Source organism: Cellulosimicrobium arenosum, from assembly GCF_014837295.1.
Taxonomy (GTDB): Bacteria; Actinomycetota; Actinomycetes; order Actinomycetales; family Cellulomonadaceae; genus Cellulosimicrobium; species Cellulosimicrobium arenosum.
Genome location: NZ_JACYHB010000018.1, coordinates 45,026 through 58,377, shown reverse-complemented (window position 1 = coordinate 58,377; position 13,352 = coordinate 45,026). Strand labels below are relative to the sequence as shown.

Below are 13,352 nucleotides of genomic sequence, written 5' to 3'. Positions count from 1 at the left end.
AACCTCAGTCGGGGGCGATGCCACGCTCCTATCAAGTCACGCCGGCCGGTCCTCCCACCGGGTGTCGACAATTCACATGCAAGCCACGAAGGCAGCCACGCTAAGAGTCAGACACCCCGGTGACAGGCCCCAACCACCGCGAAGCGGCACCGTCACCCTGACACTGACGCCCACGCTAACCGCGCGTCGCGGACCGACCCAGACCTTTTCGGCGGGGGCCGCGGCGGACCACCAGGTCGGCGAGCTCGGAGTAGCGGGGCACCCAGCGCCGGAGCGCTCCCGCGGCCGCCCCGCCCAGCGCCGCTGCCGCCCAGATCCCGGCGGCGAGCGAGCCGAGTGCCGCGCCCGCGGACAGCACCAGCGGTCCGAGCGCGTCGCCGGTATCCTGGAAGAGTCGCCACACGCTGAGGAACGTGGGGCGCACGTCCGCGGGTGCGACGTCGGCCCCGAGGGTCATGATGATCCCCGATCCCATGCCGTTGCCCACCCCGAGCAGGGCCGCGACGACGGCCAGCGACGGCGCGGTGTCGGTGAACGGCACCAGGGCGAGGGCGAGCGACATGGTGAGCATCGACGGGATCGCGACCCACAGCCGCCCGAAGCGGTCCATGATCTTGCCCGCCGGGTAGAACAGCAGCATGTCGAGTGCGCCGGCGACACCGAAGACCAACGACGTCACCTCGGCGTCGAGACCGAGGTGCTCGCCCCACAGCGGGATCACGGTCTGCCGCGCACCGCGTACCGCGGCCACCAGGAGGATCGCGACGCCCAGCGTGGCGAACAGGCGCCGGTGCTCGCGTGCGACGCGCGTGATGCTCGCCCGCGCACGGGCGGGTCGCACCGGCCGCCCGTCGGGCGTGGTCGACGCGCCGGCCGGGGTCGACGTGCCGGCCGTGGGCGACGGGCGTTCCGGGGGCACGACGGCGATGATCACGACCGAGACGAGCGCCGCGCCGGCTCCGAGCCAGTAGGCGCCCTCGACCGAGCTCACCGCGATCACCGCCGCGCCGGCGAACGGCCCGATGAAGAGACCGATGCGGTGCACGCCGGCGAGCGTCGAGAGCACGCGAGCGCGCCGCAGCGGAGGCGTGATCTCCGTCAGGTACGCCTGGCGCGCGAGGTTGAACACCGCGGTCGACGCACCCAGCACGAGCACCCCGGCAGCGAGGCCCCACAGGGCGTCGGTGAGCGCCACCGTGGTGTACGCCGCGACCGCGACCATGCCGGCGATGAGCATCGCGGTGCGATCGCCCAGCCGGGTCGCGAGGGAGCCCGCCGGCAGGTCGAACAGGATCTTGCCGATGGGGATGAGCGCCGCCACCAGTCCCGCGACCGTCAGGCTCGCACCCCGCCCCGTCGCCGCGACGGCGACGACCGGGAGCATCGCACCGACCCCGATCTCCATGACCAGGGTGGGGACGAACGCCCCGAGGACGACGCTGCGCAGCGGGAAGAGCGGTGTGGAACCACCGGGGGGCGGCCCGCCCGAGCCCGTCACGAAGCCACCGGCAGCCCGTCGGCCACGAGCTCGAGCAGACGCGGAGCGGCCGGGGCCTGGTCCCGACCGCCGGTGACCACGGACACGACCCAGCGCGGCGCCTCGCCGTCGGGCAGCGTGACCATGGCGAGCCGGGCAGCCTGCGGCTTGTCCGCGACGTGGCGCGGCACCAGCGCGACACCGAGACCGCGGTCGACGAGGTCGAGCAGGGTGTGGACGTCGTTGACGGTGAAGCGCACGTTGCGGTGCGCACCGTGGGCCGCGCACAGGGCGTCGTTGACGGGCCGGGCGCCCCAGGTGGGGTCGAAGTCGACGAAGTCCTCGTCGACGAGGTCCGCCCACGACAGGCGTGCGTCCGCGGCGAGCGGGTGCTCGGGTGCGCACACCAGGACGAGAGGTTCGCTGCCGAGCACGGTCTGGCTGAGCGAACCGAGGTGCTCGGTCGTCGCGACGAACGCGACGTCGAGGTCGCCGGAACGGACCCGCTCCACGAGGTCGTGCGAACCGGCCTGGGCGAAGTGGACCTCGACGAGCGGGTACCTCCGATGGAAGCGCTCGAGCAGGGCCGCGACGTCGACGATGCCCAGGCACTGCTCGGCACCGACGTGCAGCGAGCCCGCTACCTCGCGCGTCGCCTGCACCACCGCGTCGCGAGCTGCGGCGGCCTGGGCGAGCATGGAGCGTGCGTGCGGCAGCAGCGCGAGCCCGGCCTCGGTCGGCTCGACGCGACGGGTCGTGCGCGTGAAGAGGCTCGAGCCCAGCTCCTCCTCGAGGTTGCGGATCGCGGCCGACAGGCCGGACTGCGACACGCCGGTGAGCGCTGCGGCGCGCGTGAACTGCCGCTCGTCGGCGAGCGCGACGAGGTACTCCATCTGACGAAGATCCATTGACCGTTCCTGCTTCTGAATGAGACAACCGGTAGTTGTTGGACTTCTAGGTTATCCGTTCCTAGGCTGCCGGAAGAACCACCGACGAAAGGACCCCCATGCAGCACCGCACGCTCGGCACCCGGACCGTCTCCGCGATCGGGCTCGGCGGCATGCCCATGTCGATCGAGGGCCGGCCCGACGAGGCCCGGTCCGTCGCGACGATCCACGCGGCGCTCGACGCCGGAGTCACCCTGATCGACACCGCGGACGCGTACCACCGGGACGCGGACGACCTCGGCCACAACGAGGAGCTGATCGCCCGCGGCCTGCGCACCTACGGTGGCGACACCTCCGACGTCCTCGTCGCCACGAAGGGCGGGCTCCTGCGGCCGGGCGACGGCTCGTGGACCAAGAACGGCGATCCCACCCACCTCAAGCAGGCCGCGAAGGAGTCGGCGCGCCGGCTCGGCGTCGAGACGATCGGTCTCTACCAGCTCCACCGGCCCGACCCCGCGGTGCCGTACGCCGACTCGGTCGGCGCGGTCGCCGAGCTTCTCGACGAGGGCGTCATCGCGATGGCCGGCGTGTCGAACGCGGACGTGGCGCAGATCGACGAGGCCAACGAGGTGCTGGGCGGCCGGCTGGTGTCCGTCCAGAACCAGTTCTCGCCGAGGTACCGCTCGAGCCAGGGCGAGCTCGAGCACTGCGCCGCGCTCGGCGTGGCGTTCCTGCCGTGGAGCCCGCTCGGCGGGATCGCGAACGCCTCCGAGCTCGGGGCGACACACACCACGTTCCAGGCGGTCGCCGACGCCCACGGCGTGAGCGTCTACCAGGTCGTCCTCGCCTGGGAGCTCGCGCTCGCACCTGTCGTCCTGCCCATCCCGGGCGCATCGCGCCCGGAGAGCGCCCGCGACTCCGCGGGCGCCGCCGACCTCGTCCTGACCGACGACGAGGTGGCGCGGCTCTCGGCCGTCTGAACCCCCGCGCCCGCGCGCCCATCACCACCGACCGAAGGAGAACCCGGTGAAGACCTTCACCCTGCCCGGCACGGACATCACGGTCCCGAACGTCGTGCTCGGCCTCATGCGTATCCAGGACAAGACCGACGACGAGGTCCGCACCCTCGTCCGCACCGCCCGGGACGCGGGCATCACGTTCCTCGACCACGCCGACGTGTACGGCAAGGACCTCCACGGCTGCGAGCGCCGCTGGGCGGAGGCGACACGCCTCTCCCCCGCCGAGCGTGACGAGTGGGTCATCCAGTCCAAGGCGGGCATCGTGCCGTCCGGCCCGTACTTCGACTACTCCTACGACCACCTCGTCGAGTCCGTGGACGGCTCGCTCGACGCGCTCGGCACCGACCACCTCGACATCCTGCTCCTGCACCGCCCCGACGCGCTCGTCGAGCCCGAGGAGGTCGCCCGGGCGTTCTCCGACCTGCACGCCGCGGGCAAGGTGCGCGCTTTCGGCGTCTCGAACCACACGCCGGGCCAGATCGAGCTCCTGCGCCGGTACGTCGAGCAGCCGATCGTCGCGAACCAGCTCCAGCTGTCGATCACGCACTCCCCGCTCGTCGCGCAGGGCGTCGCCTCGAACATGCAGGGGCTCGACCAGTCGGTCAGCCGTGACAACGGGACGCTCGACTACTGCCGGCTGCACGACATCACCGTCCAGGCGTGGTCGCCGTTCCAGGCCGGCTTCTTCACCGGCGTGTTCCTCGGCTCGGACGACTACCCCGAGCTGAACGCCGTGATCGACCGGCTCGCGGCGCAGTACGACGTGCCGCCGATCGCCATCGCGACCGCGTGGATCACCCGCCACCCGGCGCAGATGCAGGTCGTGCTCGGCACGACGAACCCGGAGCGCGTGGCCGGTGCCGCGCAGGGCTCGGACGTGCCGCTGACCCGCGCAGAGTGGTACGAGCTGTTCCGTGCCGCCGGGTACACCGTCCCGTGATCTCGTGCGCAGGGCCGGCGGCCGAGGCCGGCGGCCCTGCGCCGCTCACGTGCGGGCGGGGCCGACCCACACCTGCTGGGCGTTGACGAACTCCCGGATGCCGTGGGGGCCGAGCTCGCGCCCGTAGCCGGACCTCTTGATGCCCCCGCTCGGGAGGCGCGGGTCCGTCTTGACGATCCCGTTCACGCTGACCTGCCCCGCCTCGATCCGCCGGGCGAACGACTCTCCGCGCTCCGGCGTCGACCAGACGCTCGCGGCCAGGCCGAACTCGGTGTCGTTCGCGATCGCGAGCGCGTCCTCGGCGTCGGCAGCACGCATGACGACCATGACCGGGCCGAACGTCTCCTCGCACCCGGCCGTCATGTCCTTGGTCACGTCGGCGAGGAGAGTCACGGGGTAGAACCAGCCCGCGCCGTCGGGCAGCTCGCCGCCCAGCAGGAGCCGGGCCCCGGCGTCGACGGTCTCGCGCACCTGCCGGTGCAGCTCGTCACGAAGGTCCGCTCGCGCGATCGGCCCGACGTCGGTCCCCGCCTCGCGGGGGTCGCCCACCGTGAGGCGGGCCAGCCGCTCGTGCAGCCGCTCGACGAACTGGTCGTAGACAGGGGCCTCGACGATGATGCGCTTGGCGGCGATGCAGGACTGGCCGGCGTTGATGATGCGCGAGAGCGCGATCGTGTCCGCAGCGGCGTCCAGGTCTGCGTCCGCCAGGACGAGCGACGGGTCGGACCCGCCCAGCTCGAGGACGGCCGGCTTGATCTCTCCCGCCGCGAGGCTCGCGACCGCGGCCCCACCCCGGGCCGACCCGGTGAACGACACCGCGTGCACGCGCCGGTCCCGGATGACGTCGGCCACCGCCGGCGTCTCGAGCGGAAGGTTCTGGAAGACGCCGGGAGGCGCCCCGTGCTGGGCGAGGACCTTCGCGAAGACCTCGCCGATCGCCTGCGCACAACCGGGAACGTGCGGGTCGTGCTTCATGACGCACGTGTTGCCCGCCATGAGCGCGGGCGCCGCGAACCGGGAGAACAGCCAGAACGGTGCGTTCCACGGCAGCACGCCCAGGACCGTGCCCAGCGGAAGGTACTGGACATAGCTGCGGGTCGCGTCCGAGCCGATGACCTCGTCGGCCAGGTACTCCTCGGCGTGCTGCGCGTAGTGCTCGAAGCACCATGCCGCCTTGACCACCTCGCCACGCGACTCCCCTGCCGGCTTGCCCATCTCCTCGGTCATGAGAGGGGCGAGATCCTCGACGTGCTCGCGGAGATAGGTCGCGACGTCGAGCAGGACGGCGGCGCGACCTCCCGGTCCGCGGTCCTGCCAGGCTCTCTGGGCCGAGGTCGCCGACGACAGGACGGCGTCGACCTGCTCGGGCCCGGCGGCCGAGACCTGCCGGACCACCTCGCCGGTCGTGGGGTCGGTCGCGATGAGCATGGGCGCCTCCTTCATGCGATGCCGTGCCGGATGGGAGTGGGCTCGTCATAGCCCGGCTCGTCGAGATCCCCGTCGTCGGGGTCCTGCCCGTCGACGACCGGTGCACCGACCAGGCCCGGCCCCGAGCTCGAGCCGACGCCGTGCTCGGGCTTGCAGGTGAAGTCCTCGTCGAGGGTGAAGAACGACTCGCACCCGCGGTCGGTGACGCGGATGGTGTCGGAGATGCCGACGGTCTTGTTCCCGTCCACGCCCCACATCCACGGGATGATGTGGAAGGTCATGCCCTCGCGCAGGATGCGCGAGTCACCCTGGTTGAGGCTCGCGATGTATCCCTCGTCCCAGCTGGGTGGGAACGCGATGCCGATCGAGTAGCCGGAGCGCGTGATGAGCCGGGCGCCCACCCCGTTGTCGGTGATGATCGTGCGCACGATGCTGTCGGCGTCGGACACCGTCAGACCCGGACGGATCGCCGCCTTGACCTCGGACAGCGCGAGGCGCATGCGCTCCTGCGCGCGGCGCATCGAGGGCGAGAGCTCGTCGAGGAGCACCGTGCGCATCATCGCCGTGTGGTAGCGCCGGAAGCACCCGCCCACCTCGAGGAACACGTGCTCGCCCGGCTGGACGATCCGGCCCTCCCACGTCGCGTGCCCGATCATGGACCGGGGCCCGGAGGTCACGTACGGCATGACGGCCGGGAACTCTCCCCCGGCCCGGAACATCGCCGCGCTGATCTCGGCGGCGATGTCGTTCTCCGACACCCCGGGCGCGCACGCCTCGATGCCGGCCTGCATCCCCACCTCGGTCGCGTGCGCCGCGCGGGCCATGATCTCGATCTCGGCCGGCGACTTGCAGATCCGGCCCTCCTCGACGATGCCGAAGCAGTCGAGCAGGCGTCCCTCGGTGAAGGCGGCCTTGATGTAGTCCTGGTGGTAGGCGGGGAAGTAGTAGCTGTTGCGCTCGTACCCGACGTCCTTGGTGTGGAGGCCGAACTCCCGCAGCGACTGCACCAGGGACTGGATCGCGTCGCCGGTGTCCGGGTAGGGCCGGGTCATCTCGACCCAGGTGCGCGCGACGACGTTCGACTCCTCCATGGCACGCGTGATCATGAAGGGCTCCTGCTCCAGCGGCACCACGAGAGCCTGGAAGAAGGAGTAGCCGGTCGTCTGGTAGTCCGTGAGGTACATCAGGTTCTCGGGGTCGGTGATGACCACCGCGTCCAGCAGCCGGTCCGACATGCGTCGGCGCAGCTCGTTCAACCGCCGCTCGTACTCGGCGAACGGGAAGGTCATGTCGTCGCGCTGCCTCATGGCTGGCTCCTCGTGGTGCTGGGTGGGTCAGACCGTGCGACGCGTCGTCCCACGAACCGCCTCGGTCAGGATCTGCAGCCCCTCCTCCAGGTCGTCGTCGGGGATGGTCAGGGGCGGGATGAGCTTGAGCACGCGGCCGCCGCTGCCGCACGGACCGATGAGCATGCCGTTGTCGAAGCACGTCGCCGTCGCGGCCTTCGCGATCGCACCGTCGCCGACGTCGAGTCCCCAGATCATGCCGCGGCCGCGGACGTCGAACCCGCGGTCGGTCTCGTCCGCGACGGACTTCAGCACGCTCGCGATGCGCTCACCCTTGGTGCGCACCTGCGTCATCAGCTCGTCGTCGTGGAAGTAGGTCAGCGCCTCGCGGCCCGCGACGAACGACAGACCCTGGCCACGGAACGTCCCGGTGTGCTCGCCCGGCTTCCAGTGGGCGTCGTGCTCCGGCTTGACGAGGTTCATGGCCAGCGGCGTCCCGTAGCCGCCGATGCCCTTGGCGAGACACACGATGTCCGGGTCGAGACCCATGCCGTCGAAGCTGAAGTAGCTCCCGGTCCGACCACAGCCGACCTGGATCTCGTCGATGACGAACAGGGCTCCGTAGTCGTGCGCGAGCTGCTGCACGGCGTGCAACCACTCGGCGGTCGCCACGTTCACCCCGCCCTCGGCCTGGATCACCTCGACGACGAAGGCCGCCGGCGGGAGATGTCCGCTCGAGACGTCGGAGAGCGCTGCGCGGTAGTCCTCGAGCGCCTTGAGCCCACCTCCGGGCGCCGTCTCGAAGGGCAGCCGGACCACGTTCTCGAGCGGCACCCCTGCCGCCCGGCGGAAGGCGTCGTTGGCGGTGAGGGCGAGCGAGCCCAGCGTCATGCCGTGGAACCCGTGGGAGAACGCGACGACGTCGCGCCGACCCGTGACGCGCCGGGCCAGCTTGAGCGCTGCCTCGACCGCGTTGGTCCCGGTCGGTCCCATGAACTGCAGCTTCATCGTCATGTCCCGTGGCTGCAGCACGGTCTCGACGAACGCGGTGATGAAGTCCCGCTTGGTCGTCGTGGCCATGTCGAGGCTGTGCGCGACGCCGTCGGCCTCGAGGAAGTCGATCATGGCCCGCTTCATGCGGGGATTGTTGTGGCCGAAGTTCAGCACCCCGGCCCCTGCGAAGAAGTCGATGTAGCTCTTGCCTGACTCGTCCACCTGCCGCGCGTTCGATGCCGACGCGAACACCGTCGGGTACGTACGGCTGTAGCCGCGGATCTCAGATTCCCACTGCGTGAAGACCTCCATCCACCATTCGTAGGGGGTCGTGGTCGGCGCGTCAAGCGGGACGGGCCCCGGACGGAGCGCAGGGAGATGTGATCGACCTCACCTGCGAGGATCGGACCGAGCGCGCGTCGCGGATCCTGCGGCACGTCGCGCTCCGCACCGACCCTGGGCCTCGGTGAGACCACGAAGGACCGCCTCTCGACGAGAGACGGTCCTTCGTGATGCAACGTCGGTGGAGCTGAGGGGACTCGAACCCCTGACCCCCTGCATGCCATGCAGGTGCGCTACCAGCTGCGCCACAGCCCCGTGGGTCGAAAGACCCAGGTCAGACACTCCGCGACAGCAGGATCCTGCGGATCCCTGCCCTGCGGAGCGTCGCTAGTCTACGCAGATGTGGGCTCCAAGTTCCAATCCGGTCCCGCGTTCCACTCGTCGATCGGGAAGCCCGCCCCGACGTTGTGCGCGACGAGCCGCCACGCCGGTGTCGAGCGTGGTCCGGAACGGTGCAGGTGGGACCAGTGCACGTTGTGCAGGCCCGAGATCCCGCGCCAGCCGGCGGGGTCGATCCCGAGCAGGGCGGTCACGGCCAGCGTGATCGCAGCACCGTGCGAGACGACCACGAGCGTGTCCTCGCTTGCCAACGGCTCGGCGTGCTCCGTGATCGCCTCGAGCATCCGCGCCCCGACGGCCGTCTTCGTCTCCGCGCCGGCACGGGTCGGCTCGTCGCCCCGGCGCCACGCCGCGTGCTCGTCGGGCCACCGGGCGGCGATCTCGTCGCTCGTCAGCCCTTCCCACGCACCGAACCCGCGCTCGCGCAGCCGTTCGTCGAGCACCACGTCCGCACCGACGACCGCGCCGTAGGCGCCGGCCGTCACGGCCGCGCGCTGGAGGTCCGACGAGACCACCCGCGTCGCGCGGTGCGCGCTCGCGAGCGCCTTCGCACCGTGCTCGGCCTGCCACTGGCCGACCCCGTCCAGGGCGATGTCGACCTGCCCCTGCAGGCGCAGGGACGCGTTGTAGGCCGTGCGACCGTGCCGCAGGAGCACGAGGGTCCCCGCACTCACGCGAGCGGCTCTCCCGAGAGGCGGATCGCGCCGTCGTCGTCGGAGCCCGGCTCGCCGTCGTCGGACCCGGTGGTGCCGTCACCACCGCGCGCGTCCTCCGGCAGGTCGAGGACCGGGCAGTCCTTCCACAGCCGCTCGAGCGCGTAGTAGACGCGGTCCTCGGCGTGCTGGACGTGCACGACGATGTCCCCGAAGTCGAGCAGGACCCAGCGGGCCTCTCGCTTGCCCTCACGGCGGATCGGCTTGGAGCCTGCCACGAAGAGCGCTTCCTCGACGGCGTCGACGATCCCCGAGACCTGGCGCTCGTTCGTGCCCGAGGCGATGAGGAACACGTCCGTGAGGACGAGCTGTTCGCTCACGTCGAGGGCGATGATCTCCTCCGCCTTGCGCTCCGACGCAGCGCGGGCCGCGATGATCGCGAGCTCGACGGCCCGATCTGTTGCAGTCACAAGTCTCCGTTCGTGGGAGGGCCGCTCAGCGACCGGTCCCTGAGGTTCCTGGGGTGGCGTCCGCCACCTGGTCGACGATCACGTGCACGCCAGCGGTCGACGAGCCGGCGTCGTCGCTCGAGATGAGCTCCCACACGAGCAGGCCGAGCACGAATGCCACGGCGACGAGGATCAGGTAGTGCAACCAGGTGTACGACGGACCGCGCGCGTCGGTGGGGTCGTCGTCGTCGGGCGCCTCGGCAGCGCGCGACCCGCGATCGGCGTGCACACGCGGGAAGAGGTCGTCCGGTGCCGGCGACCCGGCGGAGTCGCCGACGTGGCCGAGCGGAGCCTGCGTCGGGGACGTGGCACGCTCGGGCGCGCCGCCCGCGGTGATCGCGGACCACGGGAGGGCCGCGGCCGGCGCCGACGCCGTGCGCTGGTCGGACGACGGCTGCGCCGTGGCCGGGCGGCGCTCCGGTGTGCTGGTCGACTCCCGTTGCGGGCCTGCGGTCTCGACCGCCGGCTCGGCCGCCGGCCGGGCAGGCGTCGACGTCGGGGCGGGCGCACCGAGACCGGCCGCGTGGTCGAACATGCCCTGCACTCCCGCGCCACGCGTGCTCACCCGCGCGACGGGAGCTCCGCCGCGGACCGGCGTGGGCGGTCGCACCGGGCCCGAGGCGCCGGGGGCGCGCGTGACGCCAGAGGAGCCGGGAGCACGCGTCACGCCCGAGCTGCCCGGCGCCCGGGTCGGTGCGGATGCGCCCGGGGCGGGAGTCGGACCGGAGGCTCCCGGCGCACGGACCGGTCGTGAGCTGGTGCGCGTCGGCGGCTGTGCCGGGGGCGACGGGGGCCGGATCGTCACGCGCTCGGCGGTCTCCTGGACCGGGGTCAGCCTGCCGGTCTCGTCGAGACCGCGCATGCCCCCCGACGTGGAGGGCGGACGGACGACCGACGGTTGCGACGGGTACTGGGTCGCGCCCGACGTCTCACGCAGCGACCGCCGCGACGGCGGCGGAGCCGCGGCCGGCTGCGGGGTGCGCGGCGGACGGGGCCCGCCCCCGTCGACGTCGGACCGCTCCGCCCGCCGGGCCGCCTCGGCCTGCTCGCGCTCGCGGATCTCCCGCCGCGTGAGGGGTCGGACAGGCTGCCCGTTGCTGCCGTTGTCACTCATCGTGCTGACCTCGATACAAACCGTACTTGGCGATGTGCTGGACCACGCCGTCCGGTACCAGGTACCACACCGGCTGGCCGGCCTCGGCCCGACGACGACAGTCCGTCGACGAGATGGCCAGGGCGGGGACCTCCAGCATGCTGACCACGCCGGGAGGAAGACCCTCGGCGCTCAGGCGGTGACCCGGGCGCGAGACTGCGACGAAGTGTGCCATCTTCCACAGCTCGTCGGCATCCTTCCAGGTCAGGATCTGCTCGATCGCGTCCGCGCCGGTGATGAAGTAGAGGTCGGTCCCCGGTCGCGCCTCGCGCAGCTCGCGCAAGGTGTCCACCGTATAGGTCAGGCCGGGCCTGTCCACATCCACCCGGCTCACCGTGAACCGGGGGTTGGACGCCGTCGCGATGACTGTCATGAGGTAGCGGTGCTCCGCCGGGCTGACGCGCTGGTGCTGCTTGAACGTGGGCCGCCCCGTCGGGACGAAGACGACCTCGTCCAGCTCGAACCGCGCGGCGGCCTCGCTCGCGGCGACGAGGTGCCCGTGGTGGATGGGGTCGAACGTGCCGCCCATCACCCCGAGCCGGGGTCTGCGCGAGGTCATCGGTCGCTCATGGGTGGCGGCGGCTCCGGTCCGGGCCCGGTATCAGTGCCGTGTGCCGATGCTGCGGAACGCGTACGTCACGAGCAGCAGGGACACGAGCGCGCCGAAGGCGAGCAGCCCGAAGGCGAGGGGCGGGATGGGCAGCTCGTTCACGATCTCGCTGCCCTCCTCGGCAGCCTGCACGACGGCAGAGATCACGACGTCCTCCTCGAAGGTAGAATCGTTGGTGGGCCGCCGACGACGGCCCGGACGGATCGGGTGGTGCGACCGGTACCCCGGTCGCGGACCAGTCTCTCACGGCCCCGCCCTCTCCCGGTCCGGCCGGTAGCAGGTAGTTCCGGGCACGAGGCCCGTCAAGGACGAACGTGACCGTCCCCGTGCACGACCCACTTCGTGGTCGTCAGCTCCGCGAGACCCATCGGTCCGCGCGCGTGCAGCTTCTGGGTGGAGATGCCGATCTCCGCCCCCAGCCCGAGCTGGCCGCCGTCGGTGAAGCGCGTCGAGGCGTTGACCATGATCGCTGCCGAGTCCAGCTCGGCGACGAACCGTTGCGACGCCTGCAGGTCGCGCGTCACGATCGCCTCGGTGTGCCCCGAGGTCCACTCGCGCACGTGCTCGATCGCCGCGTCCAGGTCGGCCACGACCCGTACCGCGATCTCGGCAGCGAGGTACTCGGTCGCCCAGTCCTCGTCCGTCGCCGCGAGCACCTCGAGCCCGTCGGGCGCGAGCGCGGCCGTGGCCTCGTCCCCGTGCACGACGACGCCCGCCTCGCCCAGGGCGGCGAGCGCCGTCGGGAGGAAGTCGGCGGCGGCGTCGGTGTGCACGAGGAGCGTCTCGGCGGCGTTGCACACCCCGACGCGCTGCGTCTTGGAGTTGAGCAGGATCTCGAGCGCCATGGCCGGGTCGGCGCTCGCGTCGACGTACACGTGGACGTTGCCCACACCCGTCTCGATGACGGGCACGGTCGACTCGCGCACGACCGTGCGGATCAGGTCGGCGCCGCCGCGCGGCACGAGCACGTCGACCAGTCCGCGGGCGTGCATGAGCGCGACGGCGCCGGGGCGGCCCCACGCGTCGATCGACTGCACGAGGTCACCGGGAAGGCCCTGCGTCTCGAGCGCGCGGGCGAGCACCGCGACGACCACCTCGTTCGACGACGCCGCGGCCGACCCGCCACGCAGGACCACCGCGTTGCCGCTCTTGAGCGCCAGCCCGGCGGCGTCGACCGTGACGTTCGGGCGTGCCTCGTAGATCATCCCGACGACACCCATCGGCACCCGGAGCTGACGCAGCCGCAGGCCGTTGGGCAGCGTCGAGCCCCGCACGACCTCACCCACCGGGTCCGGCAGACCCGCGAGCTCGCGCAGCGCGTCGGCGATCGCGACGATGCGCTCGGGGGTCAGCGCGAGCCGGTCGAGCAGACCGGGTGCCATGCCGTTCGTCCGGCCGCGGTCGAGGTCGAGCGCGTTCGCGGCGACGATCTCGTCCGTCGCGGCCACGAGCGCGTCGGCGAGCGCGCCGAGCGCGGCATCCTTGGTCGACCGGCTCGCTGTCGCGAGCGCGCGCGAGGCGATCTTGGCGCGCCGCGCGACGTCCTCCACGGCGTCGACCACGTCGGCGCCCCGGGCGTCCACGAGACCTACGGACGAGTCAGCAGTGATGGCCATGCCCCAACCCTACGTCGACCCGGGCCCCTCCCCCTTCCCCGCTGCCGCCGAGAAGGTGGTGCCGGTCCGTGCGACGGCCCGGACGAACCCAGATCCTCTC

The 13,352-nt window shown here is 71.9% G+C and carries 13 protein-coding genes and 1 tRNA gene; 2 read left to right on the top strand and 12 right to left on the bottom strand.

The genetic code is table 11. The annotated features are described in order from the left end of the window. Positions 1 to 175 precede the first annotated feature (175 nt). Both IF651_RS16760 and IF651_RS16755 read right to left on the bottom strand, forming a co-directional pair. The gene (locus tag IF651_RS16760; protein WP_338404030.1) at positions 176 to 1,498 is read right to left on the bottom strand and encodes an MFS transporter; all 1,323 of its coding nucleotides are present in this window, start codon (positions 1,496 to 1,498) and stop codon (positions 176 to 178) included. Next, a complete protein-coding gene (locus IF651_RS16755) occupies positions 1,495 to 2,385 on the bottom strand; it encodes a LysR family transcriptional regulator (RefSeq protein WP_191830263.1) in 891 nt (296 codons plus the stop codon). The genes IF651_RS16760 and IF651_RS16755 overlap by 4 nt, the downstream gene beginning before the upstream one ends. A 98-nt stretch (positions 2,386 to 2,483) precedes the next feature. On the opposite strand from IF651_RS16755, the gene IF651_RS16750 reads away from it, so the two are divergent. Together IF651_RS16750 and IF651_RS16745 are read left to right on the top strand one after the other, a co-directional pair. Beyond that, positions 2,484 to 3,344: an aldo/keto reductase gene (locus tag IF651_RS16750; protein ID WP_191830262.1), complete on the top strand. Its 861-nt coding sequence runs from the start codon at positions 2,484 to 2,486 to the stop codon at positions 3,342 to 3,344. A 46-nt stretch (positions 3,345 to 3,390) separates the two neighbouring features. Further along, the gene (locus IF651_RS16745) at positions 3,391 to 4,323 is read left to right on the top strand and encodes an aldo/keto reductase (protein ID WP_191830261.1); all 933 of its coding nucleotides are present in this window, start codon (positions 3,391 to 3,393) and stop codon (positions 4,321 to 4,323) included. 45 nt (positions 4,324 to 4,368) lie between these two features. Here IF651_RS16745 and IF651_RS16740 read toward each other — a convergent pair whose 3' ends face one another. From IF651_RS16740 to IF651_RS16695, 10 genes are all read right to left on the bottom strand, one after another. Continuing rightward, the gene (locus IF651_RS16740) at positions 4,369 to 5,751 is read right to left on the bottom strand and encodes an NAD-dependent succinate-semialdehyde dehydrogenase (protein ID WP_191830260.1); all 1,383 of its coding nucleotides are present in this window, start codon (positions 5,749 to 5,751) and stop codon (positions 4,369 to 4,371) included. Positions 5,752 to 5,762: 11 nt separating this feature from the next. Then, positions 5,763 to 7,058: an ectoine hydrolase gene (gene doeA, locus IF651_RS16735; protein ID WP_191830259.1), complete on the bottom strand. Its 1,296-nt coding sequence runs from the start codon at positions 7,056 to 7,058 to the stop codon at positions 5,763 to 5,765. 27 nt (positions 7,059 to 7,085) lie between these two features. Beyond that, positions 7,086 to 8,342 carry an aspartate aminotransferase family protein gene (locus IF651_RS16730; RefSeq protein ID WP_191830258.1) on the bottom strand — a complete coding sequence of 419 codons (1,257 nt, stop codon included), beginning with the start codon at positions 8,340 to 8,342 and terminating at the stop codon, positions 7,086 to 7,088. A gap of 212 nt (positions 8,343 to 8,554) precedes the next feature. After that, positions 8,555 to 8,627 (bottom strand) — tRNA-Ala (locus tag IF651_RS16725). A gap of 77 nt (positions 8,628 to 8,704) precedes the next feature. Then, a complete protein-coding gene (locus IF651_RS16720) occupies positions 8,705 to 9,385 on the bottom strand; it encodes a histidine phosphatase family protein (RefSeq protein ID WP_191830257.1) in 681 nt (226 codons plus the stop codon). Continuing rightward, on the bottom strand, positions 9,382 to 9,834 hold the full coding sequence (gene rsfS, locus IF651_RS16715) for a ribosome silencing factor (protein ID WP_191830256.1): 453 nt from the start codon (positions 9,832 to 9,834) through the stop codon (positions 9,382 to 9,384). Before rsfS ends, IF651_RS16720 begins: the two co-directional genes overlap by 4 nt. A gap of 25 nt (positions 9,835 to 9,859) precedes the next feature. Next, on the bottom strand, positions 9,860 to 10,987 hold the full coding sequence (locus tag IF651_RS16710) for a hypothetical protein (RefSeq protein ID WP_191830255.1): 1,128 nt from the start codon (positions 10,985 to 10,987) through the stop codon (positions 9,860 to 9,862). Further along, positions 10,980 to 11,585 (bottom strand): nicotinate-nucleotide adenylyltransferase, encoded by a 606-nt coding sequence (gene nadD, locus IF651_RS16705; RefSeq protein ID WP_191830254.1) that lies wholly within the window; start codon positions 11,583 to 11,585, stop codon positions 10,980 to 10,982. Before nadD ends, IF651_RS16710 begins: the two co-directional genes overlap by 8 nt. Before the next feature lie 42 nt (positions 11,586 to 11,627). Beyond that, the gene (locus IF651_RS16700; protein ID WP_191830253.1) at positions 11,628 to 11,783 is read right to left on the bottom strand and encodes a hypothetical protein; all 156 of its coding nucleotides are present in this window, start codon (positions 11,781 to 11,783) and stop codon (positions 11,628 to 11,630) included. A 155-nt stretch (positions 11,784 to 11,938) separates the two neighbouring features. Further along, the gene (locus tag IF651_RS16695; protein WP_191830252.1) at positions 11,939 to 13,252 is read right to left on the bottom strand and encodes a glutamate-5-semialdehyde dehydrogenase; all 1,314 of its coding nucleotides are present in this window, start codon (positions 13,250 to 13,252) and stop codon (positions 11,939 to 11,941) included. Positions 13,253 to 13,352 lie beyond the last annotated feature (100 nt).